Below are 15,048 nucleotides of genomic sequence, written 5' to 3' on the forward strand. Positions count from 1 at the left end.
CCCTAGGCTAGGCCCCTATCAGATTGAATCATCCGATCGGGTGAAGATTCTCGCGAAAACAAAATCCTAGAGACGTTGCCGCGAGCCAAGGCGCGCGGGAGCGGCTCTGCGGTCTGCCGGTCCCGCCCCGGACGCTGCCCTCCGACGGGGGGTGGTACCGGCTGAATGCGCCAAAGCTGCGCGAAGCCTTCATTTGCCACCAGCTCGAGCCCGGCAATCGGCGGCACCGGTCCTTCCTGGTCCGGCTGGTCGACGTTGAGCACCAGCACATAGCCGAAATCCTCCCGCCAATGCGCGAGGTAGCGCCACAAGTACAGCTTCGGGTCGGCTGCCAGGCGCGCGCGCAGGACTTCGCCCGGCAGCGCGAGGGCGTGGATCGACGGCGGCGGTCCGTGCGGCACCGCCAGCGCGTCCCATGGCGGGCGCGGCCGCACCGGCTGCTTGCCGCGCCCGGTGAACAGCGTCGGCAGGAAGGCGTCGCGCCATGGCACCGCCAGCGTCGCCAGATGCCAGTAGAGCGGGGTTCCGCCGACGAAGACGCGATGCGGCGCGACCGCCGCCGCGCGCACGAGATCAGGCGCTTGCTCGACCGGCAGGACCGCGGCGCCCGGCGACACCCGCGCCAGCACCGCCTGGACCGCAACCAGGTCCGCGCGCGCCAGCCACCACACCGCCCCCACCCCGGCCGTGCGCAGCCCCCCGACCACCAGGAGAGCACCCGCCAGCGCGGCCGCGGCCCCGGGGCGCACCGGGAACGGTGAGGCCGGGCGGCAGCCCGCGACGATCGTCAGGCCGACCAGCGCGACCAGCCGCCAATTCGACGCCGCGTTGCCGACCACATAGACGGGCATCGTCGCCGCGACCACGGCGAGGACGCCCGCCACAAGCAGCACGCCGGCATGGCCTCGCATGCCGCGGCCCATCCACACGGAAGCGGCCGCCACGCCCCACAGCGGAAGCAACTAGACCCACTCGACGGTTCGGTCATAGGTGGACAGGCCGCCCATCAGCACCGTGAAGCCATGGTGCAGGTGCCCGGCAAGCCCGCCGCGGTCAGGCGCGCCGCCCGTGGCCGCCGGCAGTTCGGAGACCGGCGGCGTCGGCGTCAGCGCGAGATTGAGCAGCACCGGCAGCAGGCATGCCACCCCCGTGGCAAGCACCCAGGGAATACGTCGCGGCAGGCCGCCCCATCCCCCCACGCCACGCCCGAACACGAGCCCGCCCAGCAGCAGCGCGAAGAACGCCGCCGCAAAAGGATGCACGAACAGGAGCCCAGGGGTTGCCATCGCGCGGGCGGCCAGGCGCGGCAGGGGCGCCCACCGCCGCACCACGCCATGGTCCCAGGCCGCGGCCAGTAGCGCTGCCCAGCGCCGATCTGGAAGCTGATGAAGCCGAGCAGCAGGCTGCCGTTCCAGTCGAGCATCGGGAACGCCGCCATCCACCAATGCCTGCCACCGAACAGCGCGCGGTTGAGCAGCGCCGCGCCCAGCGGCGGCAGCACCAGCGCCAGGGCGCAGAGCACGCTTTCGGCGGCCCCCGCGCCGATCACCGCCCCGATCGCCACGCCGAAGGCGTCGACGGGCGTATTGACCATCGCATGCGTCCAGTCGACCGCGAAGAACGGGTGTTCCCTTCCCGCCACCACCGCATCCACCAGCAGGTGCAGGCGCGCGACATGGTTGGGCAGGTCCAGCAGCGGCGGGATCGGCACCAGCGCCGCGGGCACGACCAGAATCAGGAGCCCCAGCAGCAGGCACAGGCGTGCAGCGCGTTCCATGGCGACGCGGTTTCGCTCCCCGGAAGCCCCCCCCCGGCAGGCGGCTTCACGCGCCGGGCAGCGGCCGATAGGGCAGGCCCGCGAAGCGCGTGCCGTGCAGCGTGATGTCGCGCCAAACGCCGCCGGTCGCGTAGGGATCCTCGGCGATCCAGGCCTGCGCCTCGGCGTCGGTGGCGTGCCGCGTCACGGCAATCGATCCGCGCATCACGCCCGCCGCGTCCAGGATCGCGCCGCCCATCGCCACTACGCCCTGTTCGGCAAGCGGTGCGACGCGCGCCATGTGCTGCGCGCGCACCGCCTGGCGGCGCGCCGGCGCCTGCGCGTCGGTGCCGTCCATCGCCACGATCACGGTATGGGTGCGCGTGGCGGAGACCGGGTCGCCCGGCTGAGGCAAGGGGCGGTAGGGCAACGGCGCGATGCGGAAGGGGTGCACGGTCCAGCGATCCCACACGCCGTCGACGGCGAAGGGTTCCTCCGCCAGGTACGCATCGAGCCCCGCCTGGTCGGGCACCTCGAGCACCATCAATGATCCCGCCGGGCGCCAATCCGGCGTGAAGATCGGCATGCCGAGCGCCAGGCGCCCGTCCCCGGCCCAGCGCGTGAGCACCGCCATGTGCCGGTCGCGCGATGCTGCGCGGCGCGCCGGGTCCGGCCCGTCCCAGGCGATGATGGCGTAGCCCATGGCGGCCCCTTCGGTTTGGCGACGCGATCCTGGCACGCGGCAGCGCGCACGTCAGCCTGGGCGCGCTATGGCAGCGGCCGGTACGGCAAAGGGCGGAACTGCGTGGCGTGCAGGGCCAGGGAGCAGAGGCGCAGCAGCGGGTCGCTCTCGGCCCAGGCCAGGGCCGCGGCGTCGCTCGCATGCGCGGTCACCAGGATCGCACCGGGCCGGTCGCAGGTTCGTGCGGCGAAGGTCAGCACGCCGGACGCCGCGGCGCCGTCCAGGCGGTGCAGGTCGGCCTCGCCCTCGGCCCACAGGATGGTGTGGCCGCGCCCAGGCGGCAGCTGGGCGCCGGGCGCCGGCCAGGCGCGCCAGGGCAACGACGGGATCTCGATGGCGCAGCAGGCGATGTCGTGCCAGACGCCGCCGGCGGCGAAGGGTTCGCGCAGGAGGTAGTCCTCGAGCGCGACTACATCGACCACCATCAGCGAGCCTTCCGAGCGCCCCTGCGGCGAATGCAGCGGCAGGCCCAGCAGAAGCACGCCGTCGCGCGCGAAGGCCTCGATGGCGGCGATATGCGCCTCGCGCCGGGCGGCGCGGCGAGACGGATCTGGCCCGTCGCGCCCGATCACCGCGACCGCGCGCACGGCCTCAGTACATGTGCTGCCCGCCATTGATCGACAGGGTCGACCCGGTGATGAAGTCCGCATCGTCGGCGGTCAGGAACAGCACGCCGCGCGCGATGTCGTAGGCGCGGCCCAGGCGGCCCATCGGGATGCGCGCGACGATCTTCTCGAGCACGTCGGGCGGCACGGCGCGCACCATCTCGGTGTCCACGTAGCCGGGCGCGATCGCGTTCACGGTGATCTGGCTGCGGGCACCTTCCTGCGCCAGCGCCTTGGTGAAGCCATGGATGCCCGACTTGGCGGCGGCGTAGTTCACCTGTCCATACTGCCCCGCCTGCCCGTTCACTGACCCGATGTTGACGATGCGCCCGAACTTCTTCGCCGTCATGCCATCCCAGGCCAGCTTGCACATGTTGTAGCAGGAGCCGAGGTTGGTATCGATCACCGCATCCCACATGTCGCGCGACAGCCGCTTCATGGTGGCGTCGCGGGTGATGCCGGCGTTGTTCACCAGGATCTCGACCGGACCGACTTCCTGCTCGATCTGCTTCATGGCGTTGGTGCAGGCCTCGTAGTCCGCCACGTCGAACTTGTAGCAGGGGATGCCGGTGCGCTTGGTGAAAGCCTCGGCGGCGGCATCGTTGCCGGCGTAGGAGGCGACGACCTTGCGCCCTGCGGCCTGCAGGGCCTCGCTGATGGCGGCACCGATGCCGCGCTGGCCTCCGGTGACGAGTGCGACACGTGCCATTCTGGTCTCCTCCCTGGATGGATGCGCGGGTGCCGTATCGCGGCTTCGTCGGTACCGTGCAATCCTTGGCATCCATCAAATCCTGTCGCGGCGTGCCGCGCCAGGGGGAATGCGTGCGCTGCGGCAGAACGCGCGGGCGCGCCGGGAGCCGTATCGCGCCCGAGGCGCGCTTATCCGGGCGTCGCGCCCGAGGCGCGCACCACCGGCGCCCAGGCCGCGATCTCCGCACGCACGAAGGCCTGCGCGTCATCGAGGAACAGCGTGCCCGGCAGTGTGGCCGTCTCTGCATAGCGCCGCGCGATCTGCGGTGCCGCCATCGCCTCGCGGATCGCGCCCGCCAGGCGTTCCTGCAACACGCGCGGCGTGCCCGCGGGGGCCGCGATGCCGGCCCAGCCATCGGCAATGATGTCGGGGAAGCCGCTTTCGACAAAGGTCGGTATCTGCGGGAAATCCGCGATGCGCTCCCGCGTCGTGAAGGCGAGCGCGCGCAGCGACCCCGCGCGGATATACGCCGACGCCGCCGTCAGGCTATCCATCACCGCCGGCACCGTGCCCGCGATCGCATCGGTCGCTGCCTGCGACCCGCCGCGATACGGAATGTGCTGCAATTCGAACCCCGCCGCCTGCGCCAGGCGCAGCCCGATCAGGTGCGGCACCGACCCGATGCCGCTGGTGGCATAGGCCACGCCGCGCGGCGATTTTGCTGCGGCGATGAAGTCAGCCACCGAGTTCATCGACGTGGTCGGGTTCACCAGCAGCAGATACGGCGTGCCGAGGATGGTCGCGATATGCGCGAAGTCGCGGTCGGCATCCCACTGGATTCGGTCGCGGTACAGCGTATTGCCCACCGCCATGCCGGAGATGGTGGACACCAGCAGCGTGGTCCCGTCGGGCGCCGCTCGCGCGACCAGCCCGGTGCCGAGCGTAGCCCCCGCGCCGGGCCGGTTCTCGACGATCACGGTGGTGGACAGGCGGCGACCCATCTCATCGGCGATCAGGCGCGCGATGATGTCGGTGGTGCCCCCGGTGGCGAAGGGCACGATGATGCGCACCGGCCCGGGATAGGGCTGCGCCAGCGCCGGCGTGGCGAGCAGCGCCGGGGCGGCGAGGATCAGGTGGCGGCGGCGCATGGTGGGGCTCCAGGTGTCGGAGGCGACAACCTAGGGCAGAACGGCCGGTGCGGGAATTCGGTCCCGCGCGTGCGGGCAGGCAGGGCCGCAACCGGGAATCCCGGACCACGCCATCGACAACAATGCTGCGCGGCGCGGGCGCTGCCGCGCCGCGCCACGCGGCCGAGCGCGTCGCGCACGAACGGAGATTGCTCATTTCGCCGCAGCCGCGCCCGAGGCTGGCGCCGCACCGCTACGCTGGCTAGCCTGCCGCCATGGCATCGCTTCCGCGCAACGCAGCTCGAATTACCGGCACGGCCCGCTAGGGACGCGCTCCGGGGCGGGCGCGCCCTCGGCCGATCGGTCTCGCGCCGCCCCTCCTGCCACGACACGAAGTGATCACCGCCATGACCGACCCCGACATGACCGTTGCCGCGCGCTTCCACGTGCTCGCGGAGGCCTCGCCCGGCCTTGTGCCGCGCCTGCTGCAGCCGCTCGCGAAGCGCGACCTGGTGCCCGACCTGCTGCTGGCGCGCCGCGACGGGGGTGCGATGCGCGTCGAGCTCGCGCTCGAAGCCATGCCGGCGGGCATGGTGCACCTGGTCGCGGGCAACCTTGCGCAGGTGGTCGGCGTGATCGAACTGCGCGGCGGCATCGAGGCGCTGCGCGCGGCCTGAGCGTCAGCGCAGCGCCAGTACCGCCATCATCACCAGGCCAAGCCCGATCCGGTACCAGCCGAAGGGCGTGAAGCCGATCCGACCGATGACCGACAGCACCGCGCGCACAGTGAAATAGGCGACCACGAAGGCCGTGAGGAAACCGACGCCGATCTGCCCGAAGGCCGACACGTCGATATCCGCGCGCGCCTTCCACAGCGAATACACCGTCGCCGCGAGCATGGTCGGGATGGCGAGAACGAAGGAGAATTCCGCCGCCGTCTTGCGGTCAACGCCAATCACCAGGGCGGTGATGATGGTGGCACCCGATCGCGACGTGCCCGGGATCATCGCCAGCGCCTGGCCGCAGCCGATCAGCACGGCGGCGAGCGGGCCGATCTCCGGCACCGAGCGGATGGTGGGTTCGGGGCGCGCGCGCTCGATCGCGATGATGGCGACGCCACCCACGATCAGCGCGACGCAGACCACCCAGGGATTGAACAGCGCGCCGGTGATGGTGGAATGCAGCGTGGCGCCGATGATCGCCGCCGGCAGGAAGGCCAGCACCAGGTTCGTCACGTAGAAGCGTTCGAGCCCCGGCCGCCACATGCCGCGCAGCAGGTCGAGGATGAGCTGCCGGTAGATCACCACCACGGCGAGGATGGCACCGAGCTGGATCGAGATCTCGAAGGTCTTGCCCGGCGGCCCGCGGAATCCAATCAGTTCGCCGAGCAGGATCAGGTGGCCGGTCGAGGAGATCGGCAGGAATTCGGTGAGGCCCTCGACGATGCCCATGAGCAGGGCGGAGAAAAGCGAGCCGAAATCCATGCTGCGAATCCGTGCGCGAGGTGCGGCGACCTTATGCGCTCAAGCCCGTGGCGTGAATCGGGCGCGGGTGAAACTTCGGCCATGCGACAGGTCGGACCGCGGCCAAGCCGCGATCCGCGAGCGCGAATGCGCGACCGCGCCCAGACCATTAACCGCGCCGGGCGATCCACCCCATGGCGCGAAGGCAAGGCGGCCGGATGGCCGCCGCCCGCCGCCTGAGGGTCAACAAAACGGATCGCGGCACGCCGCGATCCGCGAGCGCGAATGCGCGACCGCGCCCAGACCATCAACCGCGCCGGGCGCTCCAGCCCCCGGCGCGAAGGCAAGGCGGGCGGATGCCCGCCGCCCGCCGTCGGAGGGACGAAAAAAAGCCAGCTGCCGCGCCTACCGCGCGGCAGCCGCGGGAAAGGCGAAGTTGTCGAAGGAATTCTCCGCCACGCGGAACCACTGGTACTGCTCGTTCCGGAACGGGATATAGGCCTCCAGGATCTTCTTGAAGCGCGGGTTGCGCTCCGCCGTCTCGGCATAGACGGCATTCGCCGCGTTCCACGCCGCCTGCAGGATATCGCGGTTGAAGAAGCGCAGCTGCGCACCCGCCGCCACCAGCCGGCGCAGCGCCTGCGGGTTCAGGAAGTCGTAGCGCGCCAGCATCTCGGAATCGGCCTCCATGCAGGCGACCTCGAGCGCGGCCTTGTAGGTGTCGGGCAGCGCGTCGTAGGCGCGCTGGTTCACCATCAGGTGCAGCCGCGCGCCCGGCTCCCAGAAGCCCGGCGCGTAATAGAAGCGCGCCACGCGCACGAAGCCGAGCTTCTCGTCGTCATGCGGGCCAACGAACTCGACCGCATCGAGTGTCCCGCGCTCGAGCGAGGGATAGATGTCCGCCGCCGCGACCTGCGTCGGTGCCGCGCCCAGGCGCTGGAACACCTGGCCCGCGAAGCCGGCGATGCGGAACTTCAGACCGTTCAGCGCGGCCAGGTTCGGCACTTCCTGGCGGAACCAGCCACCCATCTGCGCGCCCGTATCGCCCGCGGTGAAGCTGACCACATTGTATTCGCGGAACAGCTCGGCGCCGAGTTCCTTGCCGCCGCCATGCCGCCACCAGGCGTTGAACTGCCGGTTGTTCAGGCCGAACGGGACCGCCGTGAAGAAGGCGAAGCCCGGCTCCTTGCCCACGTAGTAGTACGGCGCGGTATGCGCGCATTCGACCGCACCCGACTGCACGGCATCGAGTGCCGCGAGCGGCGGCGCGATCTCGCCGCCCGGGAAGGCGGTGATGCGGAAGCGCCCGTCGGTCAGCTGCCCGACGCGCCGCGCGATGCCCTCGGCCGTGCCGAACAGCACATCGAGGTTGCGCGGGAAGGATGAGGTCAGGCGCCAGCGCACCTCCGGCGTCTGGGTCTGCGCCAGCGCGGGCGTAGCAAGGGCGGCGGGGGCGGCGGCGGCCGCGGCCCCCATCAGGGCGCGACGGTTCATACGGATTCCCTCCCTGGGACGATAATCTGAGCGCCACATAGGGGATCGCGGGCGCGGCGAAAAGGATCACGCCAGGGCAGGCCGCGGGTCGGGCGCCGGTGGCCGGCCCCGCAGCGCATAGGCCACCTGGATTGCACCCGCCGTCAGCCCCATCCCCACACCGAGCTGCCAAGCCAGCACGTAGTCCCCGTGCAGGTCGAACAGCACACCACCGCCGAAGGCGCCGAGGAACGACCCCAGCTGGTGCGACATGAAGGCGATGCCCTGGATCATCGCCTGGAAGCGCAGGCCGAAATACTCGGCGACCAGCCCCGCCACCAGTGGTGCGACGCCCAGCCACAGGAAGCCCATGATGGCCGCGAAGACCAGGGTCGAGGCCTCGCTCGGCGGCCAGGCGAAGTACAGCCCCAGCACCAGCGACCGCACCAGGTAGATGCCGCCCAGCAGCGCCCCCTTGTTCCACCGCCCGCCGGCCCAGCCGAAGAACAGCGACCCGAGCACGTTGAACCCACCGATCATGCCCAGCGCCTTGGCCGAGAGCATCGGGTCCTGCCCGCAGAGCGCCAGGTACGATGGCAGATGCGTGGTCAGGAACACCAGCTGCAGCCCGCAGACGAAATATGCGCCGGCCATCACCAGGAAGGGCACATGCGTCATGGCCTGCTTCAGCGCGACCGACATGCGCGGCGATTCGCCGCGCGCCAGGGCGGGGATCGGCACGGCATCGACGCGCCCGGCTACCCAGGCCGCCGGCAGCATGGCCAGCGCCAGCACCAGGAAGCCCGCCACGCCGGCGCGCCAGCCCCAGCCCTCGGCCAGCACCTGCCCGACCGGCGCGGCGATCAGCGCGCCCACCGACCCCGCCGCCGAGACCATGCCGAGCGCGGTGGACCGCAACGCCGCCGGTACCGGCCGCGACGCCACGGCCAACGCCATGCCGCTCGCGGTGCAGGCCAGCGCCAGGCCGATCAACAGGCCCGCGCCGATCATCATCGACAGCGCGCCCTGCGCCAGCGCCATCACCACGAGCCCCGCGAGATACGCCACCACGCCCGCCATCAGCACCGGCCGGAACCCCCAGCGCGAGGTCGCCGCCCCGGCGAAGGGCGTGAGGAACCCCCACCCCAGGTTCTGCACCGCGATGGCGAGCGTGAACTCCGCCACCGCCATGCCGAGGTCCTGGGTCGCCGGCGCCATGAACAGTCCCAGGCTCTGCCGGATGCCCATGGCCAGCGACAGCATGACGGAAACACCGATCAGGATCGGCAGCGCGGGGCGCAGCAACGGGTTCATGCCTGCAGCCTGACGCGGTGCAGCACGCGTCGTCGAGCGGAATGACCATGCGCCGGGCGCGCGGGCGCCATGCGCGGGGTCAGGCGAAGCGCAGCAACACGCCGCCAGCGGCCACCATCTGCACCACGTTCACGATGACCGAAAGGCGGTGGGCCCTGTCGAACCCGGCCTTCGCAGTGGCATCACCGGCCTGCGCCGCATCCGACAGCGCGTTGATGCGCGGCATCAGCCCCTGCCGCAGCCAGGCGGTGCTGCCCGCGATGATCGCGAGGACCAGCGCATCGACCACCCGCAGCGGCATCAGCGCCACCGCCCCCGCCGCGGCGGTGCCCAGAACCCACAGGTAGTAGACCGGGAACATCCCGCGCACGAAGCGGCCTGCCATCTCCGGCGGCAGCCGCGTAAAGGTCACCGGCGCCACCACGGCGGCAAAGAAGGCCATGCCGCCGAACAGCAGCGCGGTACACAGGACGGCGATGGCGGAGAGCAGCGTCATGCCGCGCAGGTGGCCCCGCGCGGCGCGGCCGCAACCCGCCGGTCAGCCCGGCAGCGGGAAACGGTCCAGGTATGGCTGGTAGTCCGGCTCGACCCGGATATCGAGAGAAGCCAGAACGCGCACCACCGCGCAGTAGAAGCTGATGACCAGCACCAGGTCGACCAGGCGCTCATTGTCGAACTGCGCGCGCAGGCGTTCGAACGTGGGCTCGCTCACGCCAGGGCCGTGATAGGCCTCGCGCGCCGCCAGCAGCACCAGCTGCGCCACCGGCTCGAGCGTCGACGGCCGCCCTTCGGTCTCGGCGATCAGCGCGTGGATGTCGGCCTCGGTCACGCCGAAGTCGAAGCCGATCTTCACATGGTGCGACCATTCATAGGGCGATCGCGCCAGCCAGCCGACCTGCAGGATGGCCAGTTCGCGCAGCCGCGGGTCGAGCTTCGACCCGTAGCGGATGAACTGCCCCAGCCCCGAGAAGGCACGCGCGCCGTTCGGGCTGTTGGTCAGCGCCCGGTGCAGCGCGATGTTGCGCTTCAAGAGGTCGCGGTCGGCCTCGGCCAGGTCGTCCACGGTCATGTCCGGCACGCGCGCCATGACGGTCTCTCCCTTCGGTTGTGCGCGCATCGCAGCATGGCACGCCCCGCGCGCGAAGGGGGTGTGCGGGCGGTATCAGCGAAGAGTCCCGCGTGCAGCCCTGCCCGATCGGGACCGGGACTAGGCCGGGCGTACGCGGTGCTCGCCGCGCGGCATCGCCAGGCGCAATAGCGCCGCACGGTCGGGCACGTCGACCCGCCGACCGTTCAGCCGCAGCAGCCCCGCCGCCTCCAGCCCATGCAGCGCGCGCGAGAGACTCTCCGGCGTCATGCCAAGCCGCGCCGCGATCGCCGCCCGCGGTTCGGGCAGTTCCACCGGCCCGTGCGGCCGCGGCAGCCGGCGCGCCAGGAAGCGCGCGGTTCGCTGCGTCGCGTCACGCGTCTTGAGGTCCGCCACCTGGTCCGCCAGCAGGCGCCACTGCCGGGACATCTGCTCGATCGCCGCCTGCATCAGCCCGGCATCGGCCACGGCCTCGGCACGGAGCGCGGCACCCGGGATGCTTACGATGCGCGACGGCGCCAGCGTCGCAGCCGAGACCGGGCAGGGCAGCCGCAGCATTGCCGCGCCGAGCGGAAACGCATCGCCCGGCCCCAGAATTTCGACCAGCGTCGCCGCGCCGCCCTCCTCGATCGTGCTCAGCCCGACCGAACCCTGCACGAGCAGGTGCACGTACTCCGCCGGTACATCCTGCGCGAAGATCGCGGCGCCGCGCGGCAAGACCATCGGCCGCGCCTGCGCCAGCAGCCGGGCGCGCGTCTCGGGCGCGGCAACCGCCAGCAATGGGCCGCCATCCCTCACGAGAGGCCCAACGCGCGCCGACATGGAAATGCCATCCACATGCCGCGCAGCATCGCAGCGCGCGCGGCCGCGACGATTGATTCAGATCAACGTGGCAGCGGCCCGGCTCACGCCGCCTGCGCCTCGACGATCCGCCCATCCTCCATCGCCACCACGCGGTCGGCGATATCCAGGATGCGCGGATCATGGGTGACCAACAGGATCGGCGTACCGCGCGACTTCGCCATGTCACGCAGCAGATGCGCGACCTCCCCGCCCGAGACCTTGTCGAGCGCCGCGGTCGGCTCATCCGCCAGCACCAGCCCCGGTCCAGCCACCAGCGCCCGCGCGATCGCCACACGCTGCCGCTGCCCGCCCGAAAGTTTGCCCGGCGGCTTGTCCTCGTGCCCCGCCAGCCCGACCGCGCGTAGCATCTCGCCCGCACGCGCCAAACGCTCGCGCTCCGGCAAGGCCGCGTCGATCTCGAGCGCCATCGCCACATTCTGCCGCGCCGTCAGGAAGCCCAGCAGGTTGTGGTTCTGGAAAATGAAGCCGATCGACCGCCGCAACCGCACGCGATCGGCCTCACCCGCTCCCATCAACTCGCGGCCCAACACACGGCAGGACCCCTCCTGCATCGCACGCAAGGCGCCGATCAGGGTGAGCAACGTCGTCTTGCCCGACCCCGACGGACCGGTGAGCAACACCACCTCGCCCGCATGCACGGTCAGGTCGATGTCCCGCAACACCGGCCGGCGCAGTTCACCCTCCCCATACGCATAGGTCAGGCGGGATATGCTGATGGGGTTGATCATGGGTTATGCGCGACGGAGGGGGCTTTGCCCCCTCCGGACCTCCCCCACCAGGGGGCTACGGCCCCCTGGACCGCGGGTTTTGAATCGGGGGACTTGGGGAGGGGCGTCGGCGGCGACACCGACGCGGCAGATGCGCCATGCCCCTCGCCAAGTCCCCCGATCAAGTCGAGGGTTCCAAGGGCCTTAAGCCCTTGGTGGGTGGGGGTCCGGGGGAGGGCAAAGCCCTCCCCCGCCACGCGCCCATGCCTTCCCATCAGAACATATCCGCCGGACTTGCGTCGCGGAGTTTGCGCATGGCCAGCAGGCCGGCCGCGGCGCACATCGTGAAGATCAGGCCGAACACGAGGATGGCGCGTTCGGCTGTCATCGCCAGGGGCAGGAAGGTGGCGCCGGCGACCACGTCGTAGAGCCACACGCACAGGGCGGCGCCGGGGATGAAGCCGATCACGGCGAGGATCAGCGCGGCAGCCATGACCACGCGCGCGAGGTAGAAGTTGGAATAGCCGATCGCCTTCAGCGTCGCGTATTCGCGCAGGTGGTTGGCGATGTCGCTGAACAGGATCTGGTAGACGATCACCATGCCCACGATCAGGCCCATCACCGATCCGAAGGCGAAGATGAAGCCGATGGGGGTGGCGGTTTCCCAGTAGTTGCGTTCGTGCGCGACCAGCTGTGCGTGCGTGAGCACCACGACGTCGGGCGGCAGGATCTCGCGCAGGCGTTGCTGTGCGGCGGCCACGTCGGTGCCGGGCTGCAGGCGGATTGCGACCAGGTCGGTGTTCGATGCCTGGCGTTCGCGCACCATCCGGCGGAAGTTCACTTCGCTCATCACGAGGTTTCCGTCGGCGCCGAAGGATGGGCCGATGGAAACCACGCCCACCACCTGGACCATGCGGTTTCCGACCTGCACCTCGAAGGGTCCGCGTTCGGCGAAGATGCGCGCCGCGGGGCCGAATTCGGGGCGTGAGCGATCATCGAAGCCAACCGCGTCCACCTGCCGCAGCGCGGGGCCGATGGCGTCCAGGCCTTCGAATTCCATCGCGCCGGCCTCGGTGTCGAAGCCGATCATCTGGATGGCGCGGCGCGATCCGTCCTCGGGGTTCCGCCAGGTGGATTGCGCGAGGTACACGGGCACCGCCTGCGCCACTTCCGGCAAGGCCAGCGCCTGGTGCGCGCGCACCCGCGGCAGCGGTTCGGGCCGGAAGGATGCGGTGGTCAGCGGGTTCATCAGGAACAGTTCGGCGCGCATGTTCGCCAGCAGCGCGGTGGCGCTGTCGAACAGTGCGGACCGGAAGCCGAGCTGCATGAACACCAGCACCGCCGCGAACATCACGCCCGCCATGGCCGAGAACAGGCGCGCCCGTTCGGCCCGCAGCTGCCGCCACGCGAGCCGCGTGGGCAGCAGCAGGCCGGGCAGCAGGCCGGGGCTGCCGCGCGGCGGGGCCGGGTGCTCGGCGTCGGACACCGGGGTCGCGTTCGGCGCCTCGCCCGATTTCTCGGGCGCCCAGGGCAGGAGGGTGGTGCCGCCGATGGCGTTCATGGCCGGATCGCCACCTGGACCTGCATGTTGGACCGCCGCCGCAGCGCCGCCGCGCCGGCCTCGTCGAGCGTGAGGCGCACCTCGACCGTGCGGCTGTCCACGGCCGCGACGGGATCGGTGTTGCCCTGCGTGGTGCGCCGCACCGTCCAGCCGATGCCGCGCAGGGTCGCGTTGAAGCGCTGCGCCTCGCCCGGGACCACGACTTCGGCGGGCGCGCCGATGCGCAGCCGGGCAAGGTCGGTCTCGTAGACGTCGGCCACGATATCCATGCGGCTGAGGTCGCCGATCTCGAGCAGCCCGTCGCTGCCCACCTGGTCGCCCGGCCGCGCGATGATGCGCAGGATGGTGCCGGCGAAGGGGGCCCGTACGCGCGAGAGTTCCGCATCCGCCTGCGCCTTGGCCAAGGCCGCCTGCGCGGCGGCCATGCGGGCCTCGGCCAATGCGATGTCCTCGGGCCGCGAGGACAGCAGGCTGTCGAGATCCGCCTCGGCCTGCGCGCGTTCGGCCGCGAGGCGCACCGCGGTGGCGCGTGCACGGTCGGCGGCCGCGACCGCGCCGGCGCCGGTCGGCAGCAGGCGTTCGGCGCGTTCGGCCTCGCGCTCGGCGAGGTCGAGCTGCGCGGCCAGCGCCGCGATGCGCGCACGCTGCGCCGCGACCTCGGAGGGCCGGCCGGCGGCGCGGATCCGATCGAGGCTGGCGCGATATTCCGCCACCGCCGCCAGGGCTTGCGCCACCGCCGCGTCCTTCTGCGTGGCATCGGCGAATTCGGCGAGCAACTGGCCCTCGGTCACCTCGTCGCCCTCGGCCACCAGCAGCCGGTCGAGCCGCGTCACCGCCATGCCGCCCGGCTGGTTGAGCCGCCGGATGCGCGAGGCGGGTTCGACGCGCCCGAGAGCGCCGACGCCGATCGGCGCAGAGGGTGCGGCGGCGACAGGCGTCGCAGCACTCGGCCCCGGCGACTGGCTCAGCCAGACCCAGGCGCCACCCGCCGCAACCACGGCCAGCACGCCCGACAGGATGCGTGCGCGGCGCGTCACGGCTTCACCTCGAGAAGGGTTTCAAGGGTGGCGCGCAGCGCCGAGAGTTCGTCCTCGGTCGGCCGGTACAGCCCGAACATCTGCGCCATGAACATGCCGTCGCAGGCCGCAAGCACGGTCATCGCCTTGCCCGGCGGCACGCCATCGGCCATCAGCGCCGCCTTCATGCCTCCGTAGACCGCGCGCATCGGGTCGAGCAGCGCCGGGTCGTGGTGGAAGGCGGCGAGGAAAACGGCCGCAGCGCGGTCGTGGTGTTCGTCCCCCGGGGAGCAGTCCGCCTCGCCGAAGGCCCAGGACAGGAAGGCGCGGGCGACGCGCCCGGGGCCGTCCGGCTGGCGGGCGCAGTTCTTGTCGAACTCTGCGCGGATAAAGGCGGCGAGGCGCTCCAGCAGCCCGGTCAGCAACGCCTCCTTGGAGGCGAAGTGATAGAGCAGCCCGCCCTTGGAGACGCCGGCTTCGCGCGCCGCCGCCTCGAGCGTGAGGCCGGCCACGCCGCGGGCGAGGACGATCCGCTCGACCGCATCCAGGATTCGGGTGCGAGCGTCGGTGGCGGGCAGGGTCACGTTCATGGCGCATCGCAACTATACCGTCTGGACGGTTTTGTCAACCGTCCAGACGGTA

18 protein-coding genes are annotated in these 15,048 nt (G+C 71.3%); 1 reads left to right on the top strand and 17 read right to left on the bottom strand.

From position 1 onward, the window contains the following. Positions 1–2 precede the first annotated feature (2 nt). The 7 genes from MWM08_RS23515 to MWM08_RS23545 form a co-directional block, all read right to left on the bottom strand. Positions 3–866, bottom strand: a complete 864-nt coding sequence (locus MWM08_RS23515) for a hypothetical protein (protein WP_244408945.1) — start codon at positions 864–866, stop codon at positions 3–5. Between the two features lie 96 nt (positions 867–962). Further along, a complete protein-coding gene (locus MWM08_RS23520) occupies positions 963–1,127 on the bottom strand; it encodes a hypothetical protein (protein WP_244408946.1) in 165 nt (54 codons plus the stop codon). Beyond that, on the bottom strand, positions 1,106–1,777 hold the full coding sequence (locus tag MWM08_RS23525) for a hypothetical protein (protein ID WP_244408947.1): 672 nt from the start codon (positions 1,775–1,777) through the stop codon (positions 1,106–1,108). The genes MWM08_RS23520 and MWM08_RS23525 overlap by 22 nt, the downstream gene beginning before the upstream one ends. Positions 1,778–1,823: 46 nt before the next feature. Continuing rightward, positions 1,824–2,459 (bottom strand): YciI family protein, encoded by a 636-nt coding sequence (locus MWM08_RS23530; RefSeq protein WP_244408948.1) that lies wholly within the window; start codon positions 2,457–2,459, stop codon positions 1,824–1,826. Positions 2,460–2,524: 65 nt separating this feature from the next. After that, entirely contained in the window at positions 2,525–3,085 is a 561-nt protein-coding gene (locus MWM08_RS23535) for a YciI family protein (RefSeq protein ID WP_244408949.1), read from the bottom strand. Positions 3,086–3,089: 4 nt separating this feature from the next. Continuing rightward, a complete protein-coding gene (gene phbB / locus MWM08_RS23540) occupies positions 3,090–3,812 on the bottom strand; it encodes an acetoacetyl-CoA reductase (protein ID WP_244408950.1) in 723 nt (240 codons plus the stop codon). Positions 3,813–3,982: 170 nt separating this feature from the next. Next, on the bottom strand, positions 3,983–4,942 hold the full coding sequence (locus MWM08_RS23545) for a Bug family tripartite tricarboxylate transporter substrate binding protein (protein ID WP_244408951.1): 960 nt from the start codon (positions 4,940–4,942) through the stop codon (positions 3,983–3,985). Between the two features lie 386 nt (positions 4,943–5,328). Between MWM08_RS23545 and MWM08_RS23550 the strand changes: the two genes are divergently transcribed. Continuing rightward, positions 5,329–5,598 carry a hypothetical protein gene (locus MWM08_RS23550; RefSeq protein ID WP_244408952.1) on the top strand — a complete coding sequence of 90 codons (270 nt, stop codon included), beginning with the start codon at positions 5,329–5,331 and terminating at the stop codon, positions 5,596–5,598. Positions 5,599–5,601: 3 nt separating this feature from the next. On the opposite strand, the gene MWM08_RS23555 is transcribed toward MWM08_RS23550, so the two are convergent. The 10 genes from MWM08_RS23555 to MWM08_RS23600 form a co-directional block, all read right to left on the bottom strand. After that, positions 5,602–6,405 carry an undecaprenyl-diphosphate phosphatase gene (locus MWM08_RS23555; protein WP_244408953.1) on the bottom strand — a complete coding sequence of 268 codons (804 nt, stop codon included), beginning with the start codon at positions 6,403–6,405 and terminating at the stop codon, positions 5,602–5,604. Positions 6,406–6,789: 384 nt separating this feature from the next. Next, on the bottom strand, positions 6,790–7,878 hold the full coding sequence (locus MWM08_RS23560; protein ID WP_244408954.1) for a TRAP transporter substrate-binding protein: 1,089 nt from the start codon (positions 7,876–7,878) through the stop codon (positions 6,790–6,792). 66 nt (positions 7,879–7,944) lie between these two features. Beyond that, positions 7,945–9,171 (bottom strand): MFS transporter, encoded by a 1,227-nt coding sequence (locus MWM08_RS23565; RefSeq protein ID WP_244408955.1) that lies wholly within the window; start codon positions 9,169–9,171, stop codon positions 7,945–7,947. Between the two features lie 79 nt (positions 9,172–9,250). After that, complete coding sequence (locus MWM08_RS23570; protein ID WP_244408956.1) at positions 9,251–9,667, bottom strand: DUF4149 domain-containing protein; 417 nt, start codon at positions 9,665–9,667, stop codon at positions 9,251–9,253. 42 nt (positions 9,668–9,709) lie between these two features. Continuing rightward, positions 9,710–10,288: a carboxymuconolactone decarboxylase family protein gene (locus MWM08_RS23575; protein WP_244408957.1), complete on the bottom strand. Its 579-nt coding sequence runs from the start codon at positions 10,286–10,288 to the stop codon at positions 9,710–9,712. 90 nt (positions 10,289–10,378) lie between these two features. Further along, positions 10,379–11,080, bottom strand: a complete 702-nt coding sequence (locus MWM08_RS23580; protein ID WP_244408958.1) for a Crp/Fnr family transcriptional regulator — start codon at positions 11,078–11,080, stop codon at positions 10,379–10,381. 83 nt (positions 11,081–11,163) lie between these two features. Next, positions 11,164–11,850 (bottom strand): ATP-binding cassette domain-containing protein, encoded by a 687-nt coding sequence (locus tag MWM08_RS23585; protein ID WP_244408959.1) that lies wholly within the window; start codon positions 11,848–11,850, stop codon positions 11,164–11,166. Between the two features lie 253 nt (positions 11,851–12,103). Then, positions 12,104–13,390 (bottom strand): ABC transporter permease DevC, encoded by a 1,287-nt coding sequence (devC, locus tag MWM08_RS23590; protein WP_244408960.1) that lies wholly within the window; start codon positions 13,388–13,390, stop codon positions 12,104–12,106. Then, positions 13,387–14,427 (bottom strand): efflux RND transporter periplasmic adaptor subunit, encoded by a 1,041-nt coding sequence (locus MWM08_RS23595; protein ID WP_244408961.1) that lies wholly within the window; start codon positions 14,425–14,427, stop codon positions 13,387–13,389. The genes devC and MWM08_RS23595 overlap by 4 nt, the downstream gene beginning before the upstream one ends. Further along, positions 14,424–14,996, bottom strand: coding sequence for a TetR/AcrR family transcriptional regulator (locus MWM08_RS23600; RefSeq protein WP_244408962.1), 573 nt, complete (start codon positions 14,994–14,996; stop codon positions 14,424–14,426). The genes MWM08_RS23595 and MWM08_RS23600 overlap by 4 nt, the downstream gene beginning before the upstream one ends. Positions 14,997–15,048: the final 52 nt, after the last annotated feature.

Source organism: Roseomonas fluvialis, assembly GCF_022846615.1.
GTDB classification, from domain to species: Bacteria; Pseudomonadota; Alphaproteobacteria; order Acetobacterales; family Acetobacteraceae; genus Neoroseomonas; species Neoroseomonas fluvialis.

Bases quoted from the DNA above. Each gene is read 5' to 3' on its own strand.
- phbB (WP_244408950.1), bottom strand. From the start codon at position 3,812: ATGGCACGTGTCGCACTCGTCACCGGAGGCCAGCGCGGCATCGGTGCC.
- MWM08_RS23570 (WP_244408956.1), bottom strand. From the start codon at position 9,667: ATGACGCTGCTCTCCGCCATCGCCGTCCTGTGTACCGCGCTGCTGTTC.
- MWM08_RS23575 (WP_244408957.1), bottom strand. From the start codon at position 10,288: ATGCGCGCACAACCGAAGGGAGAGACCGTCATGGCGCGCGTGCCGGAC.
- MWM08_RS23580 (WP_244408958.1), bottom strand. From the start codon at position 11,080: ATGTCGGCGCGCGTTGGGCCTCTCGTGAGGGATGGCGGCCCATTGCTG.
- MWM08_RS23555 (WP_244408953.1), bottom strand. From the start codon at position 6,405: ATGGATTTCGGCTCGCTTTTCTCCGCCCTGCTCATGGGCATCGTCGAG.
- MWM08_RS23545 (WP_244408951.1), bottom strand. From the start codon at position 4,942: ATGCGCCGCCGCCACCTGATCCTCGCCGCCCCGGCGCTGCTCGCCACG.
- MWM08_RS23530 (WP_244408948.1), bottom strand. From the start codon at position 2,459: ATGGGCTACGCCATCATCGCCTGGGACGGGCCGGACCCGGCGCGCCGC.
- MWM08_RS23560 (WP_244408954.1), bottom strand. From the start codon at position 7,878: ATGAACCGTCGCGCCCTGATGGGGGCCGCGGCCGCCGCCGCCCCCGCC.
- MWM08_RS23600 (WP_244408962.1), bottom strand. From the start codon at position 14,996: ATGAACGTGACCCTGCCCGCCACCGACGCTCGCACCCGAATCCTGGAT.
- devC (WP_244408960.1), bottom strand. From the start codon at position 13,390: ATGAACGCCATCGGCGGCACCACCCTCCTGCCCTGGGCGCCCGAGAAA.
- MWM08_RS23525 (WP_244408947.1), bottom strand. From the start codon at position 1,777: ATGGAACGCGCTGCACGCCTGTGCCTGCTGCTGGGGCTCCTGATTCTG.
- MWM08_RS23585 (WP_244408959.1), bottom strand. From the start codon at position 11,850: ATGATCAACCCCATCAGCATATCCCGCCTGACCTATGCGTATGGGGAG.
- MWM08_RS23550 (WP_244408952.1), top strand. From the start codon at position 5,329: ATGACCGACCCCGACATGACCGTTGCCGCGCGCTTCCACGTGCTCGCG.
- MWM08_RS23565 (WP_244408955.1), bottom strand. From the start codon at position 9,171: ATGAACCCGTTGCTGCGCCCCGCGCTGCCGATCCTGATCGGTGTTTCC.